Source organism: Streptomyces sp. Je 1-79 (assembly GCF_025195125.1).
Taxonomy (GTDB): Bacteria; Actinomycetota; Actinomycetes; order Streptomycetales; family Streptomycetaceae; genus Streptomyces.
Map to the genome: position 1 here is coordinate 570,711 of NZ_JAMGSL010000002.1, position 18,346 is coordinate 589,056.

Below are 18,346 nucleotides of genomic sequence, written 5' to 3' on the forward strand. Positions count from 1 at the left end.
GGCTGGGGGGGGGCGGGCGCGCCCGCCCCGCCGGACGTCCGCGTCGGGATCCGCTCCGGTGACACCCCGCCCGCCGAGCGCCGGGCGCTGGCCACGAAGCCGCCGGACATCCTGATCACGACCCCCGAGTCGCTGTTCCTGATGCTGACCTCCGCCACGCGGGACGCGCTCGCCGGGATCGAGACCGTGATCCTGGACGAGGTGCACGCGGTGGCCGGGACGAAGCGCGGCGCGCATCTCGCGGTGTCCCTGGAGCGTCTGGACGGGCTGCTGCCCCGCCCCGCGCGCCGGATCGGTCTGTCGGCGACGGTCCGGCCGGTGGACGAGGTGGCCCGCTATCTCTCCCCGCAGCGCAGGGTGGAGATCGTCCAGCCGCCGTCCGGCAAGGAATTCGACCTGTCGGTGGTCGTCCCCGTCGAGGACATGGGAGAGCTGGGGGGCTCGCCGGCCTCCGAGGGCACGGACGGCGGTGACAGGCCCTCGATCTGGCCGCAGGTCGAGGAGCGCATCGCCGATCTCGTCCAGGCCCACCGCTCCACCATCGTCTTCGCGAACTCGCGCCGGCTCGCGGAGCGGCTCTGCAACCGGCTGAACGAGATCGCGTACGAGCGGGCCACGGGCGAGGCACTGCCCGAAGGCCCGCCGCCGGCCGAGATCATGGCCCAGTCGGGCGCTGCCAAGGGCGCGCCCTCGCTCCTCGCCCGCGCCCACCACGGCTCGGTCTCCAAGGAGCAGCGCGCACAGGTCGAGGAGGACCTCAAGGCGGGCCGGCTGCACGCTGTGGTGGCCACCTCCAGCCTGGAGCTGGGCATCGACATGGGCGCGGTGGATCTCGTCGTGCAGGTCGAGTCGCCGCCGTCGGTCGCCTCCGGCCTCCAGCGGGTGGGCCGCGCGGGGCACCAGGTCGGCGCGGTGTCGACGGGCGTGGTGTTCCCGAAGTACCGCGGCGACCTGGTCCAGGCGGCCGTGGTCACCGAGCGGATGCGCAGCGGTTCCATCGAGTCGATGCGTATCCCCGCCAACCCGCTGGACGTCCTCGCCCAGCAGCTCGTGGCGATGGTCGCCCTGGACACGTGGCAGGTGGACGACCTGCTGGCGACGGTCCGCCGGGCGGCGCCCTTCGCCTCGCTGCCCGAGTCCGCGTTCACGGCCGTCCTGGACATGCTGGCCGGCCGCTATCCCTCGGACGCCTTCGCCGAGCTGCGCCCGCGCGTGGTGTGGGACCGGGTTGCCGGGACGGTCACGGGCCGTCCGGGGGCGCAGCGGCTCGCCGTCACCTCGGGCGGCACGATCCCCGACCGGGGCCTCTTCGGCGTCTTCCTGGCCGGTTCCGATCCCAAGAAGGGCGGCGGCCGGGTCGGCGAGCTGGACGAGGAGATGGTGTACGAGTCCCGGGTCGGCGACGTCTTCACGCTGGGCACCACGTCCTGGCGGATCGAGGACATCACCCGGGACCGGGTCCTGGTCTCCCCGGCCCCCGGTGTGCCGGGCCGGCTGCCCTTCTGGAAGGGCGACCAGCTGGGCCGCCCGCTCGAACTGGGCCGCGCGGTGGGCGCGTTCCTGCGTGAGGTCGGCTCCCTGGAGCCGGAGGACGCCCGGCTCCGGCTGGTCGCCGCCGGCCTGGACGCCTGGGCCGCCGACAACGTGCTGGCGTATCTGACCGAGCAGCGCCAGTCCTGCGGCCATGTGCCGGACGACCGCACGATCCTGGTGGAGCGGTTCCGGGACGAGCTCGGCGACTGGCGGGTCGTCATCCACTCCCCGTTCGGGGCGCAGGTGCACGCGCCGTGGGCGCTGGCCCTCGGGGCGCGGCTCGCCGAGCGGTACGGCATGGACGCCCAGGTGATGCACGCGGACGACGGGATCGTGCTGCGGCTGCCGGACGCGGATCTGATGGGCCTGGATCTCCTGGACGAGGAGCCGGTCGACCCCGGGCGGCACCTCGACACCACGTTCGACTCCGACAAGGCGCCGATCGGCGCCGCCGACGCGCTCTTCGACAAGGGCGAGATCGGTCAGATCGTCACCGACCAGGTCGGCGGATCGGCCCTGTTCGCCTCCCGCTTCCGCGAGTGCGCCGCACGGGCCCTGCTGCTGCCCAAGCGCAGTCCCGGCAAGCGCACCCCGCTCTGGCAGCAGCGCCAGCGCGCGGCCCAACTGCTCCAGGTCGCCAGCGAGTTCGGATCGTTCCCGATCGTCCTGGAAGCGGTCCGCGAATGCCTTCAGGACGTCTTCGACGTTCCCGGGCTGGAAGAGCTGATGGGCGACATCGAGTCCCGCCGCGTCCGCCTGGTCGAGGTGACCACCCCCGAGCCGTCGCCGTTCGCCCGCTCCCTGCTCTTCGGCTACGTCGCCCAGTTCCTGTACGAGGGCGACTCCCCGCTCGCCGAGCGGAGGGCGGCGGCCCTGTCCCTGGACTCGCGGCTCCTCGCCGAGCTGCTCGGCCAGGCGGAGCTGCGCGAGCTGCTCGACGCGGACGTGCTGACGGAGCTGGAGCGCGAGCTCCAGTGGCTCACCGAGGACCGCCGGATCAAGGACGTGGAGGGCGTGGCCGACGCGTTGCGGGTCCTCGGCCCGCTCACGGAGGCCGAGTTGGCCGAGCGCGGAGGGCAGCCCGGCTGGGTCCACGAGCTGGGAGCCGCCCGTCGGGCCATCCGGGTCCGGATCGCCGGCACGGACCACTGGGCGGCGATCGAGGACGCCGGCCGGTTGCGGGACGCCCTCGGCACGGCACTCCCGGTGGGCGTGCCCGAGGCGTTCACGGAGCCGGTGAAGGACCCCTTGGGCGATCTCCTCGCCCGGCACGCGCGTACGAACGGCCCGTTCACCTCCTCCGCGGCCGCCGCCCGTTTCGGCCTCGGTGCCGCCGTCACCGACGGAGCCCTCCACCGCCTGGCCGCGGCCGGCCGGGTAGTCCAGGGCGAGTTCCACCCGTCCGGGATCGGACAGGAGTGGTGCGACGCGGCCGTGCTGCGCCGCCTGCGCCGTCGCTCGCTCGCCGCGCTCCGCCACGAACTGGAGCCCGTGCCCCCGGCCGCGCTCGCCACGTTCCTGCCCCAGTGGCAGCACCTGGGGAGCAGCAGCCTGCGCGGGATCGACGGACTGGCCCGCGCCGTCGAGCAGCTGCAGGGCGCTCCCGTTCCTGCCTCGGCCCTGGAGAAGCTCATCCTGCCGTCCCGGGTCAGGGACTACTCCCCCTCGCTGCTCGACGAGCTGACCACGACCGGCGAGGTCGTCTGGGCCGGCGCGGGAGCCCTCCCCGGCAAGGACGGGTGGATCTCCCTCTATCTGACCGACGCGGCGCCGCTGCTGCTCCCGCCGCCGCACCCGCTGGAGCTCACCGCCCTGCACGAGTCGGTGCTCACCATCCTGGCCGGCGGCTTCGGCCTGTTCTTCCGCCAGATCGCCGACGAGGTGCGGGCCACCACCCACCCCGACGCCACCGATCCCCAGCTGGCCGACGCGGTGTGGGACCTGGCCTGGTCGGGTCGGCTCACCAACGACACCCTCGCCCCGTTGCGCTCCCTGCTCGGCTCGGGCCGCACGGCCGGTTCCACGGCTCATCGCGCCAAGCGCACGATCCCACGGGGGCGTTACGGCACGCTCACCGCGGCGGCCCGGCCCGCCTCCCGGACCGGCCCGCCGACGGTCAGCGGCCGCTGGTCGCTGCTTCCTCCTGCCGAGCCGGAGCCGACGCACCGCGCCCACGCACTCGCCCGCACGCTCCTGGACCGCCACGGTGTGGTCACCCGGGGCGCCGTGGCGGCCGAGGGCGTCGAGGGCGGTTTCTCCGCGACGTACCGCATCCTGTCCGCCTTCGAGGACACCGGGCAGGCGCGCCGCGGCTATGTGGTGGAGGGTCTCGGCGCGGCCCAGTTCGCGATGGACGGGGCGGTGGACCGGCTCCGGGCGGCGGCGACCGCCAGGGACCGGGGCGCCGAGGCCGCCGCGGGGCCGCGCGCGGTGGTGCTGGCCGCCGCCGACCCGGCCAACGCGTACGGGGCGGCACTGTCCTGGCCCGAACCGCCCAGCGGCGCGGGACACAAGCCCGGCCGCAAGGCGGGTTCGATGGTCGTGCTGGTCGACGGGGAGCTCACGCTCTACATGGAGCGCGGCGGCAAGACCCTGCTGTGCTGGCCGACCGACCCCGACGACCCGGCGCTGAGAGCCGCGGCCCAGTCACTCGCCTCGGCCGCCCTGGCGGGATCGCTCGGCACGGTCACGGTCGAGCGGATCAACGGCTCCCCCGCTCTCACCTCCCCGCTCGCCCGTCCGCTGGAGGCGGCCGGCTTCCACGCCACCCCGCGGGGGCTGCGCCTGCGCCCGTAAGAGACCCATCATGGAGCCATGCCCGAAGGAGACACCGTCTGGCGGACCGCCCACCGTCTGCACACCGCGCTGGCGGGACGCGTCCTGACCCGGTCCGATCTGCGCGTCCCCCGGTTCGCGACCGCCGATCTCACCGGCCGCGCGGTCCTGGACGTGACTCCGCGCGGCAAGCACCTGCTGACCCGGATCGACGGCGGACTGACCCTCCACTCGCATCTGCGGATGGAGGGCTCGTGGCGAGTGTTCGCCACCGGTGCGCGCTGGAGCGGTGGCGCGGCGCACCAGATCAGGGCGATCCTCGCCAACACCGAGCAGACCGCCGTCGGCTACCGCCTCCCGGTCCTGGAGCTGATCCGCACGGCCGAGGAGGAGAACGTCGTAGGCCATCTCGGCCCGGATCTCCTCGGCCCTGGCTGGGACCCGGCCGAGGCCGTCCGACGCCTCACGGCCGAGCCCGGCCGCCCGCTCGGCGAGGCCCTCCTCGACCAGCGGAATCTCGCGGGCATCGGCAACGTCTACAAATCGGAGCTGGCGTTCCTCGCCGCCGTCACCCCCTGGCTCCCGGTCGGCGAGCTCCCGCCCGGCGTCCCGGAACGGCTGGTCGCCACCGCCCACCGCCTTCTGGAGGCGAACAAGGACCGTCCGGACCGGCGCACGACCACGACCCGTCACCTCGCGCACCACCTGTACGTCTACGGGCGGGAGCACCGTCCCTGCCTGCGCTGCGGCACCGCCGTGCGCCGGGCCGAGCTCGGCGACCGCGTCTCGTACTGGTGCCCCGGCTGTCAGAAGGGCCCCTCGACCTGACCCCGCCCGCTCACCGCCGGCCGGGCCGCCGGGGAATCCGTGCCGACTAATTGACGGGCCGTCAGATTCAGCCGTACGGTCCCGTCATGGTCCTCACGGCGTACGACTTCACCGGCCGCACCGCCTTCGTCACCGGAGCCGCGAGCGGAATCGGGCGCGCGACCGCCACGCTCCTCGCCCGGGCGGGCGCCACCGTCCACTGCGCGGACCGCGACGAACTCGGCCTCCGCGAGGCCGCGAAACTCGTGTCGGAACAGGGCGGCACCGCCCACACCCACGTTCTCGACGTCACCGACCGCTCCGCCCTCGCCGCCGCCGTCGCGAGCGCGGGCCCGCTGCACACCATGGCCGCGGTCGCGGGGATCATGCACACGAGCACGGTCCTGGACACGCGCGACGAGGACCTCGACCGCGTCCTCGCGGTCAACTTCAAGGGCGTGCTCTACGCCTGCCAGGAGGCGGCCCGCTCGATGATCGCCACCGGAACCCGCGGCTCCATCGTCACGATGGCCTCAGGGGCCATGGACACCGCGAGCCCGGGACTGCTCTGCTACAGCGTCACCAAGGCCGCCGTCGTCCAGCTGACCAAGACGCTGGCCGCCGAGGTCGGCCCGCACGGCATCCGGGTCAACGCGATCGCTCCCGGCTGGATCCGTACGCCCATGACCGACCGCCACGAGCCCGCCGCACAGCAGCAGGCGGAGGCGGCCATGGTCCGCCACTCGCCCCTGGGGCGAGTCGGCGAACCGGAGGACATCGCGCACGCGGTCCTCCACCTCGCGTCCGACGCCGCCTCCTTCACGACGGGTCAGATCCTCCGCCCCAACGGCGGCGTCGCGATGCCGTGGTGACCTGCGTGGCACCCCCTGCGCCCTCCGCGGCCCGTCCGGCGCGCGCGGCTCCCCCGTCCGCGCGACCGCCCGCGGCGGCGGACGCCGTCACGTGCACCGGCAGCAGACTCAGCCCCCAGCCGCCGGCCGCGACCGCACCTTCCACCAGCCCCGACTCTTCGGGGACCAGCACCAGGCGCAGCACCGCCCACCACCACAGCCCGCCGGCCACCAGCCCGCCCGCCACCCACACGAGCATCACCAGCGGAACCCGTCGCCGTACCATGGCCGCCTCCTGCGCTCGACGCTAGACCGGCCGTATCGCCCGGCGGGAGGGCGCACCGGGGGCAGACCCGGCGCACAGCGCGCACGGCGCCGACGCCACACCCGGCAAACCGCCGCGCGTCACACCCGACGCCACACCCGGCAACCCACCGCGCGTCACACCCGGCAACCCACCGCGCGTCACACCCGGTACCCCACGCGAAACACCGCGGTGCGTCATCTCTACGCGCTTTCCGCCTGGAACATCCAGGCGTGCTTCTCGAGGTCGGCCGTCAGGCCGATGAGGATGTCCTGGGTGACCGGATCCGGCTCGTCCGTGGCCTCGATCCGCTCCCGCATCCTCGCGATGACCGCCCCCAGGGCGTCCACCAGGATCTTCACTGCGTCCACGTCCTTGATCCAGCCCGACGGCACGTCACCGATGGCGCTTCCCGAGGCCACCGACGCGGCCCGTCCGTCCGGGTTGACGCCCACGGCCGAGGCACGCTCGGCCACGACGTCCGAGTGCTGCCGAGCCGTGAGCACGACCTCGTCGAGCTGGAGATGGACCGAGCGGAAGCGCGGGCCCACCACGTTCCAGTGCACCTGCTTGGCGACCAGGGAAAGGTCGACGAGGTCGACCAACGCGCCCTGCAAAGCGTTGCCGACCGTCTTCAGGTCGGCTTCGGACAGCGAGCTCTTCACGACGGACATGCCTGTTCTCCAACCAGTCGAACGTTCCCCCACCATGGCACGCATCACCGGAATCGGGCATCTCAAACACCCACGCCGAGAAGGCCCGAAAGTACCCCGGAAACGACTAATGCCCCGGTCGATGGCCACAACGGGACATCTCCGGGGCATTAGCCCACTTCGGGTCAGGCAGCGACGACGTCCACCGCTTCCGCGGGCGCCTTGATGGTCACCCGCTCGGTGGGCACACCCGCCACCGACGTCACCGACACCGAATTGAGCATCGGGCGCACCGGCGCAGGCACCGGTTCGCTCGCCGCTGCAGACTCGGCCAGTTCGGCCAGTGACAGCTCGTCGCTCACTTCACGCATGAGCTCGGACATCCGTACGTCAAGCGCGTCGCAGATCGCGGAGAGCAGCTCGGAGGAAGCCTCCTTCTGCCCCCGCTCCACCTCGGAGAGATAGCCGAGCGAAACTCGGGCGGACGAGGAGACTTCGCGCAGAGTACGGCCCTGGCGCTGGCGCTGCCGACGCAGCACGTCACCCAACAGGCGACGGAGCAGAATCATCGGTGGCTCCCTCCTCGGACCGCGTAGCCGCATCCTTCACGCCCCACCGTACCGCCTCGCGCTGCGGCCGTGCGGGGAGCGATGTCGTGTTCACTCAGGGCTGCAAACATCAATTCCCCCCGTTCTGTTCCGTATCCTGTGCCCGCCCATTTCCCGAGAGTTCGTCGGCGAGCAGTTCCAGCACGCTCCGTACGCTCTCTCTACGGATTTCCGCACGGTCGCCGTTCAACCGCAACGCGGCCACTTTCCCGCCGCCCACGGGCCCGGCCACCGCCACGTACACGGTGCCGACGGCCTGTCCGTCCTGCGGTTCCGGTCCGGCGACACCGGTCGTCGCGACGCCCCAGTCGGCGCCGAGCCGGACGCGGGCACCCGCCGCCATCTGCAGCGCGACCTCGGGATCGACCGCGCCGCGCTCCGTCAGGAGGGTCCCGTCGACGCCGAGGAGATCCCGCTTGAGGGCCGTGGCGTACGCCGTGACGGACCCGCGGAACGACATCGATGCTCCGGGCACGGAGGTGAGCTCCGCGGCCACCAGACCGCCCGTGAGGGACTCCGCGGCGGCGAGGCTCTGACCACGCTCCGCAAGCAGCTCCAGCACCCGGGCGGCGGCGTTCATCGTGCCGACCCCGCCGCCGGCCCCTTCGTGGACGTGTCGGAGGCCCCGGAGGCCCCGTGCTCCTCGTCAGCCGACCCGCCCGCCGATTCCGGCGCCGCCTGCCGCACGGTCCCCGGGAGTCCCGCGGCCCGTTCCTCCGCGAGGCCCCGGCGCCGCAGCACGATCGCCTGCCGCACGTAGTCCAGTCCGGTGACGACCGTCAGCACGACGGCGACCACCATCACCCAGAAGCGCAACGTGGCAAGTGGACCGGTCAGCACCAGCACGTACATGCCGACCGCCGTGCCCTGCGCCAACGTCTTCATCTTGCCGCCACGGCTGGCCGGAATCACCCCGTGCCGGATCACCCAGAACCGCATCAGCGTGATCCCGAGCTCCCGCGCGAGGATCACGATCGTCACCCACCAGGGCAGGTCACCGAGCGAGGACAGGCAGATCAGCCCGGCGGCCATGATCGCCTTGTCGGCGATCGGGTCGGCGATCTTCCCGAAGTCCGTGACCAGGTTGTACGTCCGCGCCAGATGGCCGTCGAACACGTCCGTGATCATGGCGACCGCGAACGCCGCCCAGGCCCAGGCGCGCCAGACCGGGTCGTGCCCACCGTCCTGGAGCAGCAGCACCACGAAGCCGGGCACCAGCACCAGGCGGATCATGGTGAGGATGTTGGCGATGTTCCACAGGCTGGCCTGGTTGACGGCCGCGGAGCCCAGCTTGCCGCCGGGCGCGGGCCTACCGGTCCCGCCCGCCGCGGATGCCGGGACTCCGGTCATCTGCCCGCCTCCTCGAAAAGACACTCGGCCACCAGGTCGACGCCTTCCGTTCCCACGACCTTCGCCTCGACCATACGGCCGGGTGCAAGCCCCAGGCGGGCGGCGGAGTCCGCGGTGATGACGACCTGGCCGTCCGTCTCCGGCGCCTGGTGCGCCGCGCGGCCGATCACGCCGTCCTCGTCGTCGATCGATTCGACCAGTACTTCCAGGGTCTCTCCGATCCGCTCCTCCGCACGCTGGGCGGTGAGCTCCTCGGCGAGCCGCGAGAGGTGGGCGAGCCGCTCGTCCACGACCTCCTGGTCGAGCTTCCGCTCGTACGTGGCGGCTTCGGTGCCGTCCTCGTCGGAGTAGCCGAAGACGCCGATGGCGTCGAGCCGGGCGTGGGTGATGAAGCGTTCCAGCTCGGCGAAGTCCGCCTCGGTCTCGCCGGGGAAGCCGACGATGAAGTTGGACCGGGCGCCGGCCAGCGGGGCCTTGCCGCGGATCGTCTCCAGGAGCTCCAGGAAGCGGTCGGTGTCGCCGAAGCGGCGCATGGCCCGCAGCACGTCCGGGGCGCTGTGCTGGAAGGACAGGTCGAAGTACGGGACGACCTTCTCGGTCGAGGTCAGGACGTCGATCAGGCCGGGCCGCATCTCGGCGGGCTGGAGGTAGCTGACCCGGACCCGCTCGATGCCGTCGACGGCCGCGAGGTCGGGCAGCAGGCTCTCCAGGAGGCGGATGTCGCCCAGGTCCTTGCCGTAGGAGGTGTTGTTCTCGGAGACCAGCATGACCTCCTTCACCCCCTGCTCGGCGAGCCAGCGCGTCTCGTTGAGGACGTCGGAGGGCCGCCGCGAGACGAAGGAGCCGCGGAAGGACGGGATGGCGCAGAAGGAACAGCGGCGGTCGCAGCCGGAGGCGAGCTTCACCGAGGCGACGGGGCTGGTGTCCAGCCGGCGCCGCAGCGGGGCGCGCGGCCCGGAGGCCGGAGCGAGCCCGTCGGGCAGGTCGGACGGTACGTTCTCGGGCGCCTCGACGGCGACGGCTCCGTGTCCGGGCAGGGCCACCGCCGCGGCGGCCTCCTGGCGCTCCACCGGCGACAGCGGCAGCAGCTTGCGCCGGTCACGCGGGGTGTGGGCCTCGACGCTGCCACCGCTGAGGATGGTCTGGAGGCGGTTGGAGATGTCGGAGTAGTCGTCGAAACCGAGCACACCGTCGGCTTCGGGGAGGGCCTCGGCGAGCTCCTTGCCGTATCGCTCGGCCATGCAGCCGACCGCGACGACGGCCTGGGTCTTGCCGTGATCCTTCAGATCATTGGCTTCGAGGAGGGCGTCGACGGAGTCCTTCTTGGCGGCCTCGACGAATCCACAGGTGTTGACGACGGCGACATCCGCGTCCTCGGCGTTCTCGACGAGCTCCCAGCCGTCCGCTGCCAAGCGGCCTGCGAGCTCCTCCGAGTCCACCTCGTTACGGGCGCAGCCAAGAGTGACAAGGGCGACGGTACGGCGTTCGGGCATGGGCTCAAGACTACTTTGTCCCAGCCGTACCCCCGCCGCGCAGGGTTCACCTGCGCGACGGCCGCCCGGAAGGTCATCCGGACTCGGGGGCGCCCTTGGTGTACGAGAGCCGCTCGACGGCCCCGGACTCGAACTTCTCCTCGATCTTCTTGCCGTTCACGAAGAGCTCGATCGGGCCGGCGTTGCCGAGGATCAGGTCGACGCGCTCGTCGTCCTGGAAGGTCTTGGACTCGCCCGCGAGGAGGAGCCCGTCGAAGAGCAGCTTGCCGTCGCTCGCCTTCGCGGAGATCCAGCTCTTGTCGTCGACCGCGGTCAGCTTGACCGTGACCTTGTCCTTCGGGACCGCCGCGATCGCGCTCGGCACCGGCTTGGCGGTCCTGGTCGGCTTCGTGGTGGGGCTGGTGGTCTTCTTCTCCGGGGCAGGTCCCTCGGCGACGGCACCCGCCCCGCCCGAGGTGTCGTTCCCGCTGAACATCGTGAAGCCGACGAAGCCGACGACGGCCACGATCGCGGCCACCATGGCCGCGGTCCAGTTGGGGCGACGCGGCTCGGGGCGGATGCGTTCCGCCTCGAAGAGCGGCGCTGCGGGGGTCGGCGCGGGTCGTCCGCCGTGATCGGAGTCGTACTGCTCGACCAGCGGCGCGGGATCGACGCCGACGGCGCGCGCGAGCGTACGGATGTGGCCGCGGGCGTAGACGTCGCCACCACAGCGTGAGAAGTCGTCCTCCTCGATCGCGTGCACGATCGGGATGCGGACCCGCGTGGAGGCACTGACCTCGTCGACGGTGAGACCGGCGGCGATCCGGGCCTGCTGGAGTGCACGACCGATCGAATCCCGGTCGTCTGCCGGGAAGTTCCGGTCGTCTTCGGGGGATTCGGAAGAGTTGCCGATGGACACGAGAGCGCCTTTCGAGCGTGTAACCACCTGCTGGATGTTCAGTCTATGGGTGGTACGAAAGGGTGGGGCAACCGGGCGGACGCAGTTTGTACGCCATGAGGCTGGGACATCCTTCTGTCCCTCCCTCCAACTTGACGTACGACCAAGGGAAACGGTTGCCCAAGTTCCCTTACGAGTGAGTCTCGACCCGGTCTCGTTCCGGCGTTCGTGTACCCCTGCCGCCGCGGATCAGGCCTCGGACTCCCCACGGATCACGGCCAGCACCCCGTCCAGCTCGTCCGGCTTGACGAGCACGTCCCGCGCCTTGGACCCCTCGGTCGGACCGACGATGTTCCGCGACTCCATCAGGTCCATCAGCCGGCCGGCCTTGGCGAAGCCGACGCGCAGCTTCCGCTGGAGCATCGAGGTGGAGCCGAACTGGGTGGAGACGACCAGCTCGGCGGCCTGGCACAGCAGATCGAGGTCGTCGCCGATCTCCTCGTCGATCTCCTTCTTCTGCTTGGTGCCGACGGTGACGTCCTCCCGGAAGACCGGCGCCATCTGGTCCTTGCAGTGCTGGACGACCGTCGCGACCTCGGCCTCGGTGACGAAGGCGCCCTGCATCCGGACGGGCTTGTTCGCCCCCATGGGCAGGAACAGACCGTCACCCTTTCCGATGAGCTTCTCGGCTCCGGGCTGGTCGAGGATGACCCGGCTGTCGGCGAGCGAGGAGGTCGCGAAGGCGAGCCGGGAGGGCACGTTCGCCTTGATCAGACCGGTGACGACGTCCACCGAGGGCCGCTGGGTTGCGAGCACCAGATGAATTCCGGCGGCGCGGGCCAACTGGGTGATGCGGACGATGGCGTCCTCGACGTCGCGCGGGGCGACCATCATCAGGTCGGCCAGCTCGTCCACGATCACCAGCAGGTACGGATAGGTCTTCAGCTCCCGCTCGCTGCCCTCGGGCAGCTTGACCTTGCCGTTGCGGATGGCCTCGTTGAAGTCGTCGATGTGCCGGAAGCCGAAGGCCGCCAGGTCGTCGTAGCGCAGGTCCATCTCGCGCACGACCCACTGCAGGGCCTCGGCGGCCCGCTTGGGGTTGGTGATGATCGGCGTGATCAGGTGCGGGATGCCCTCGTACGCGGTGAGCTCGACCCGCTTGGGGTCGACCAGCACCATCCGGACGTCCTCGGGGGTCGCTCTTATCATCACCGAGGTGATCAGGCAGTTGATGCACGAGGACTTTCCGGAGCCCGTGGCACCGGCGACCAGGATGTGCGGCATCTTCGCCAGGTTGGCCATCTCGTAGCCGCCCTCGACGTTCTTGCCGAGCGCGACCAGCATCGGGTGGTCGTCCTCGGCCGCGGCGGCCAGCCGCAGCACGTCGCCGAGGTTGACCATCTCGCGGTCGGAGTTCGGGATCTCGATACCGACCGCGGACTTGCCCGGGATCGGCGAGATGATCCGGACGTCCGGGGAGGCGACGGCGTAGGCGATGTTCTTCGTCAGCGCCGTGATCTTCTCGACCTTCACGGCCGGGCCGAGCTCGACCTCGTACCGCGTGACCGTCGGCCCGCGCGTGAAGCCGGTGACGGCCGCGTCGACCTTGAACTCGCTGAAGACCGTCGAGAGGGACTCCACCACGGCGTCGTTCGCCGCGCTGCGCGTCTTGCCCGGCCCGCCGCGCTCCAGCAGGTCGAGCGAGGGCAGCGCGTAGGTGATGTCGCCGGACAGCTGGAGCTGCTCCGCGCGGGGCGGCAGCTCGGTGTGCTCGGGCGCGGGCTTGGTGAGATCCGGTACGGCTCCGGCCGGGCGGCCGGCCTTCTCGCCGCGTGCGGTCGGCACCGGCGCGGCGGACGCGGTCTCGGCACCCTTCGCGCCCTTCGCGGCTTCGCCGCCTTTCGCGCCCTTCGCGGCTTCGGCGGCCGTGGCCGCGACGGCGGCGGCGCGTTCGGCGGTGACGTCCCGAGTCAGCCCGGCGACCAGCGGGGAGGGCGGCATGCCGTTGAGCACGGCGCCGTCGAGGGCGGCGGCAGCGGCGGCGGCGACGTCCACGGCGTCCATGGGCCGGTCGAAGGCGGGCTGCGTCGAGGGCCGGCGCGGGCGCCTGCGCCGGGTGAGCGCCTCCTCCTCCGCCTGGTCGACGTCGTAGAGCTGCTGCGGCCCGGGAGCGGCGCGCCGGGCACGGGCGACGGGCTGCGCGTCGCCCTCGCGCCAGTCGTCCTCGTACGCCTCCCCTTCGGCCTCGGGGTCGTACGCCGGCTCGACGAGGCCGAGCCTGGCGCCGAGGGCGCGCAGGCGCTGCGGGATGGCGTTGACGGGTGTGGCGGTGACGACGAGCAGCCCGAAGATGGTGAGCAGCACCAGGAGCGGTACGGCGAGGACCTCGCCCATCATGAAGATCAGCGGCTTGGACGCGGCCCAGCCGATGAGCCCGCCGGCGTCCTGCATGGCCTCGGTGCCCTCACCGCGCCCCGGCGAGCCGCAGGCGATGTGGACCTGTCCGAGCACGCCGATGACGAGGGCGGACAGACCGATGACGATCCGGCCGTTGGCCTCGGGCTTCTCCGGATAGAGGATCAGCCGGACGCCCATGGCACCGACCAGCAGGGGCACGAGCAGGTCGAGCCGGCCGAACGCGCCGGTGACGAGCATCTCGACGAGGTCGCCGACGGGGCCGCGCAGGTTCGACCACGTGCCCGCGGCGACGATGAGCGCGACACCGAGCAGGAGCAGCGCCATCCCGTCCTTGCGGTGGGCGGGGTCGAGCCCCTTGGCTCCGCGTCCTATGCCCCGGAACATCGCCCCCACGCCGTGCGCGAGACCGAGCCAGAGCCCGCGCGCCAGCCGGTACACGCCTCCGGTCGGGGACGGCGCGGGCTTGGGCGCGGCCTTCTTCGCCGCGGTCTTCCTCGCGGGCGCGCGCTTCGCGGGCGCGGCCTTCTTCGCCGTGGTCTTCTTCGCGGCGGGCTTGGCGGGCGCCTTCGCGGGCACCGCCTTCTTCGCGGCACCGCTCGTACGGCCGGCGCGCGGCTTCGCGGTGCCCGCCGTGCCCTGGGAACCCTTGCCGGACGTACGTGAGGCCATGATGCTGAGGTTACCGGTGTGAGCCGTGTCGGACACGTGCCCGTCCTGGCTCACCCGTTCGTGTCGGGCGTACGGGGGCGTGAAACTGACGCCCGCTCACTGCGGGCAGTCGCATCCTGACGGTACGTCAGCTCTGCGAGGGAAGCACCGCCGGGCCGCCCGCGCCGGGCTCCAGGGCGTCCAGGGCCCTCCGCAGCCCGGTGAGCTTGCGCTCCAGGTGCGCGGCGGTGGCGACCGCCGCGGCGTCGGCCGAGTCGTCGTCGAGCTGCTTGGAGAGCGCCTCCGCCTGCTCCTCGACCGCCGCGAGGCGGGCGGAGAGCTCGGCGAGCAGTCCCGCCGACTCCTTGGCATGACCGCCGTGACCGCCACCCTCCAGCTGGAGCCTGAGCAGCGCGGCCTGCTCGCGGAGCTGGCAGTTCTTCATGTACAGCTCGACGAAGACGGAGACCTTGGCGCGCAGCACCCACGGGTCGAACGGCTTCGAGATGTAGTCGACCGCGCCCGCCGCGTAACCGCGGAAGGTGTGGTGCGGACCGTGGTTGATCGCGGTCAGGAAGATGATCGGGATGTCCCGGGTCCGCTCGCGCCGCTTGATGTGCGCCGCGGTCTCGAATCCGTCCATTCCCGGCATCTGGACATCCAGCAGAATGACCGCGAAATCGTCGGTGAGCAGCGCCTTGAGCGCTTCCTCCCCGGACGATGCCCGTACCAGCGTCTGATCGAGCGCGGAGAGAATGGCCTCCAGCGCCAGCAGATTCTCCGGCCGGTCATCGACCAGGAGGATCTTGGCCTTCTGCACCATGCCCCGTCCTCCTCGCCCCGGCATCGGCTCTCCCCGACTCGCCGAGCCGGGGGAAGCACCGGGCGCCGCCCCAGAAGACGACTCCCATGCGCCGTCCGTCCTTGTGCCGGTCATGGTAGCCGCACCCCGCCTGTCGCCACACCCTGTCACCACGATGTCACTGTGCACGTAGCAGAAACGTGGTGAGAGACCAGAAGGTTCCCCGTATCCCGGCCCCTCACACGCCTGCGGCGACAGTCCGTCAACAACCCCCGGTTCCGTTTCCGCGCATCCACTCCTCCATCACCGAGAGGAGATGATCGGGATCCACCGGCTTGGTGACGTAGTCGGAGGCGCCCGACTCGATCGCCTTCTCCCGGTCCCCCTTCATCGCCTTCGCGGTCAGCGCGATGATCGGCAGCCCGGCGAACTGAGGCATCCGGCGGATCGCGGTGGTCGTCGCGTATCCGTCCATCTCCGGCATCATGATGTCCATCAGAACGACCGTCACATCGTCGTGCTGCTCCAGCACCTCGATGCCCTCACGGCCGTTCTCCGCGTACAGCACCGCGAGACCGTGCTGCTCCAGGACGCTGGTGAGCGCGAAGACGTTACGGATGTCGTCGTCCACGATCAGCACCTTCTCGCCGCCGAAGCCGAACGTGCGGCGCGGCTCCGACTCCACCCGCTCCTCGTCGGCCGTCTGCTCGGGCTGACCGCTGCGGCCGGGCTGTCCCGGCAGCGCCGGCCTCTCCTCGACCCCGGCCTGCACCGCCTTGCGCCGGTGCCGGAACAGCGCCCCCGCGCCGGACCGCAGGTCGGACGCCATGGGCCCGGGCGCGAAGTGCGCCGTGGACCGGTCGCCCGAGCCGTCCTCCAGACCCGACCGCGGGTCCATCGGGTCCGGCTCCCCCGACCCGTACCCGTGCTGCGGCAGTTCGATGGGGCTGAGCGGCAGATAGAGCGTGAACGTCGAGCCGCGGCCCGGCTCGCTCGCCGCGTAGATCTCGCCACCGAGGAGCCGTGCGATCTCCCGGCTGATCGAGAGCCCCAGACCCGTACCGCCGTACTTGCGGCTGGTCGTCCCGTCCGCCTGCTTGAACGCCTCGAAGATCACCCGCATCTTCCCGGCCGCGATCCCGATCCCGGTGTCGGTCACCGAGAAGGCGATCAGCTCGGCCTCCGGGTCGCGCAGCGAACCGGACTCCAGGAGCTGCTCCCGGATCGACTGCGGTACGTCCGTCCCGGCCGGCCGGATGACCAGCTCGACCGCGCCCGAGTCGGTGAACTTCACCGCGTTGGAGAGCAGGTTGCGCAGCACCTGGAGCAGGCGCTGTTCGTCGGTGTGGAGCGTGGCGGGCAGTTCGGGCGAGACCCGGACCGAGAAGTCGAGCCCCTTCTCCGCGGTCAGCGGCCGGAAGGTCGCCTCGACGTAGTCGACGAGCTGCACCAGCGCGATACGGGTCGGGGAGACGTCCATCTTGCCCGCCTCGACCTTGGACAGGTCGAGGATGTCGTTGATCAGCTGGAGCAGGTCGGAGCCGGCGCCGTGGATGGTCTCGGCGAACTCGACCTGCTTCGGCGAGAGGTTGTGGTCCGCGTTGTCGGCGAGCAACTTGGCCAGAATCAGCAGCGAGTTCAGCGGGGTGCGCAGCTCGTGCGACATGTTGGCCAGGAACTCGGACTTGTACCGCATGGAGACGGCGAGCTGTTCGGCCCGCTCCTCCAGGACCTGCCGGGCCTCCTCGATCTCGGTGTTCTTCACCTCGATGTCCCGGTTCTGCCGGGCGAGCAGTTCGGCCTTCTCCTCCAGCTCGGCGTTGGAGCCCTGGAGCTCCTTCTGCCGGTGCTCCAGCTCGGCCGAGCGCTCGCGCAGCTGCTCGGTCAGCTCCTGGGACTGCTTGAGCAGCACCTCGGTCTTGGTGTTGACGCTGATGGTGTTGACCGTGGTCGCGATCAGCTCGGCGAGCTGGTTGAGGAAGTCCCGCTGGATCTGCGTGAACGGCTGGAAGGAGGCCAGCTCGATCACGCCCAGTACCTTCCCCTCGAAGAGGACGGGGAGCACGATCACATGCGCCGGAGCGGCCTCGCCGAGACCGGAGGAGATCTTCAGATAGCCCGGCGGCACGTTGACCTGGATGGTCCGCTTCTCCTCGGCGGCCGTCCCGATGAGCGTCTCACCGGGGCGGAAGGACGTGGGCATGGAACCGGCGGAGTAGCCGTAACTGCCGCGCATCCGCAGCTCGTACGAGCCCTCCCCCTGCCCGCCCAGTTCGGGGCTGACCGTCGACGAGCCGCTCGGCACCGCCACGAAGAAGGCGCCGTGCTGGGCGGAGACCACCGGGGTCAGTTCGCTCATGATGAGCGAGGCGACGTCGTCCAGATCGCGCCGGCCCTGCATCAGACCGGAGATCCGGGCGAGGTTGCCCTTGAGCCAGTCCTGCTCCTCGTTGGCGAGGGTCGTGTCGCGCAGGTTGGCGATCATGGTGTTGATGTTGTCCTGGAGGGCCTGGATCTCGCCCGCCGCGTCCACACCGTCGATCTTCAGGTTCAGGTCGCCCCGGGTCACCGCGGTGGCGACGGCCGCGATCGCGCGCACCTGCCGGGTCAGGTTCCCGGCCATCTCGTTCACGGACTCGGTCAGGTCGCGCCAGGTGCCGTCGACGTCCCGGACCCGTGCCTGGCCGCCGAGCTGTCCGTCCGTGCCCACCTCGCGGGCCACACGCGTGACCTCCTCGGCGAAGTTGGACAGCTGGTCGACCATCGTGTTGATGGTGTTCTTCAGCTCCTGGATCTCGCCGCGCGCGTCGATGTCGATCTTCTTGGTGAGATCGCCCTTGGCGATGGCGGTGGTGACCGTGGCGATCTGACGCACCTGGCCCGTCAGGTTCGACGCCATCGAGTTCACCGACTCGGTCAGGTCCTTCCAGGTGCCGGAGACACCCGGAACCCTTGCCTGGCCGCCCAGTTCGCCTTCGGTACCCACCTCGCGGGCGACTCGCGTCACCTCGTCCGCGAACGACGACAGGGTCGTCACCATCGTGTTGACGGTGTCGGCGAGCTCGGCGACCTCGCCTCGCGCCTCGACCGTCACCTTCTTCGTCAGATCGCCGTTGGCGACCGCCGCCGAGACCCGGGAGATGTTCCGCACCTGACTCGTCAGGTTGTTGGCCATCAGGTTGACGTTGTCGCTGAGGTCCTTCCAGGTGCCGGTGACCCCGCGCACC

At 71.3% G+C, this 18,346-nt stretch carries 13 protein-coding genes; 3 read left to right on the top strand and 10 right to left on the bottom strand.

Annotation, left to right across the window (positions count from 1 at the left end; translation table 11 throughout):
* The 3 genes from M5362_RS05380 to M5362_RS05390 all read left to right on the top strand — a co-directional run.
* A partial coding sequence (locus M5362_RS05380) for a helicase-related protein (protein ID WP_260226140.1) occupies positions 1 to 4,329 on the top strand: 4,329 nt, incomplete at its 5' end.
* 18 nt (positions 4,330 to 4,347) lie between these two features.
* The gene (locus M5362_RS05385; RefSeq protein WP_260226141.1) at positions 4,348 to 5,136 is read left to right on the top strand and encodes an Fpg/Nei family DNA glycosylase; all 789 of its coding nucleotides are present in this window, start codon (positions 4,348 to 4,350) and stop codon (positions 5,134 to 5,136) included.
* A gap of 86 nt (positions 5,137 to 5,222) precedes the next feature.
* On the top strand, positions 5,223 to 5,987 hold the full coding sequence (locus M5362_RS05390; protein ID WP_260226142.1) for an SDR family NAD(P)-dependent oxidoreductase: 765 nt from the start codon (positions 5,223 to 5,225) through the stop codon (positions 5,985 to 5,987).
* Here the strand turns inward: M5362_RS05390 and M5362_RS05395 are convergent.
* The 10 genes from M5362_RS05395 to M5362_RS05440 all read right to left on the bottom strand — a co-directional run.
* On the bottom strand, positions 5,935 to 6,252 hold the full coding sequence (locus M5362_RS05395; RefSeq protein WP_260226143.1) for a hypothetical protein: 318 nt from the start codon (positions 6,250 to 6,252) through the stop codon (positions 5,935 to 5,937). The two genes, M5362_RS05390 and M5362_RS05395, sit on opposite strands and share 53 nt — an antisense overlap.
* A 221-nt stretch (positions 6,253 to 6,473) precedes the next feature.
* Positions 6,474 to 6,944 carry a Dps family protein gene (locus M5362_RS05400; protein ID WP_260226144.1) on the bottom strand — a complete coding sequence of 157 codons (471 nt, stop codon included), beginning with the start codon at positions 6,942 to 6,944 and terminating at the stop codon, positions 6,474 to 6,476.
* Between the two features lie 164 nt (positions 6,945 to 7,108).
* Positions 7,109 to 7,492 carry a helix-turn-helix domain-containing protein gene (locus M5362_RS05405; protein ID WP_019889909.1) on the bottom strand — a complete coding sequence of 128 codons (384 nt, stop codon included), beginning with the start codon at positions 7,490 to 7,492 and terminating at the stop codon, positions 7,109 to 7,111.
* 109 nt (positions 7,493 to 7,601) lie between these two features.
* Entirely contained in the window at positions 7,602 to 8,111 is a 510-nt protein-coding gene (locus M5362_RS05410) for a CinA family protein (RefSeq protein WP_260226146.1), read from the bottom strand.
* Positions 8,108 to 8,881 (bottom strand): CDP-diacylglycerol--glycerol-3-phosphate 3-phosphatidyltransferase, encoded by a 774-nt coding sequence (pgsA, locus tag M5362_RS05415; RefSeq protein WP_260226147.1) that lies wholly within the window; start codon positions 8,879 to 8,881, stop codon positions 8,108 to 8,110. Before pgsA ends, M5362_RS05410 begins: the two co-directional genes overlap by 4 nt.
* Positions 8,878 to 10,374, bottom strand: a complete 1,497-nt coding sequence (gene rimO, locus M5362_RS05420) for a 30S ribosomal protein S12 methylthiotransferase RimO (RefSeq protein ID WP_260226148.1) — start codon at positions 10,372 to 10,374, stop codon at positions 8,878 to 8,880. Before rimO ends, pgsA begins: the two co-directional genes overlap by 4 nt.
* Positions 10,375 to 10,447: 73 nt before the next feature.
* Positions 10,448 to 11,272 carry a helix-turn-helix domain-containing protein gene (locus M5362_RS05425; protein ID WP_260226149.1) on the bottom strand — a complete coding sequence of 275 codons (825 nt, stop codon included), beginning with the start codon at positions 11,270 to 11,272 and terminating at the stop codon, positions 10,448 to 10,450.
* 228 nt (positions 11,273 to 11,500) lie between these two features.
* Positions 11,501 to 14,338: a DNA translocase FtsK gene (locus tag M5362_RS05430; RefSeq protein ID WP_260226150.1), complete on the bottom strand. Its 2,838-nt coding sequence runs from the start codon at positions 14,336 to 14,338 to the stop codon at positions 11,501 to 11,503.
* A gap of 127 nt (positions 14,339 to 14,465) precedes the next feature.
* Positions 14,466 to 15,140, bottom strand: a complete 675-nt coding sequence (locus tag M5362_RS05435) for a two-component system response regulator (RefSeq protein WP_260226151.1) — start codon at positions 15,138 to 15,140, stop codon at positions 14,466 to 14,468.
* 241 nt (positions 15,141 to 15,381) lie between these two features.
* Positions 15,382 to 18,346: HAMP domain-containing protein (locus tag M5362_RS05440; RefSeq protein WP_260226152.1), on the bottom strand; the 2,965-nt coding region annotated here is incomplete at its 5' end.

Bases quoted from the DNA above. Each gene is read 5' to 3' on its own strand.
- M5362_RS05385 (WP_260226141.1), top strand. From the start codon at position 4,348: ATGCCCGAAGGAGACACCGTCTGGCGGACCGCCCACCGTCTGCACACC.
- M5362_RS05400 (WP_260226144.1), bottom strand. From the start codon at position 6,944: ATGTCCGTCGTGAAGAGCTCGCTGTCCGAAGCCGACCTGAAGACGGTC.
- M5362_RS05395 (WP_260226143.1), bottom strand. From the start codon at position 6,252: ATGGTACGGCGACGGGTTCCGCTGGTGATGCTCGTGTGGGTGGCGGGC.
- M5362_RS05405 (WP_019889909.1), bottom strand. From the start codon at position 7,492: ATGATTCTGCTCCGTCGCCTGTTGGGTGACGTGCTGCGTCGGCAGCGC.
- M5362_RS05390 (WP_260226142.1), top strand. From the start codon at position 5,223: ATGGTCCTCACGGCGTACGACTTCACCGGCCGCACCGCCTTCGTCACC.
- M5362_RS05435 (WP_260226151.1), bottom strand. From the start codon at position 15,140: ATGGTGCAGAAGGCCAAGATCCTCCTGGTCGATGACCGGCCGGAGAAT.
- rimO (WP_260226148.1), bottom strand. From the start codon at position 10,374: ATGCCCGAACGCCGTACCGTCGCCCTTGTCACTCTTGGCTGCGCCCGT.
- M5362_RS05430 (WP_260226150.1), bottom strand. From the start codon at position 14,338: ATGGCCTCACGTACGTCCGGCAAGGGTTCCCAGGGCACGGCGGGCACC.
- pgsA (WP_260226147.1), bottom strand. From the start codon at position 8,881: ATGACCGGAGTCCCGGCATCCGCGGCGGGCGGGACCGGTAGGCCCGCG.
- M5362_RS05410 (WP_260226146.1), bottom strand. From the start codon at position 8,111: ATGAACGCCGCCGCCCGGGTGCTGGAGCTGCTTGCGGAGCGTGGTCAG.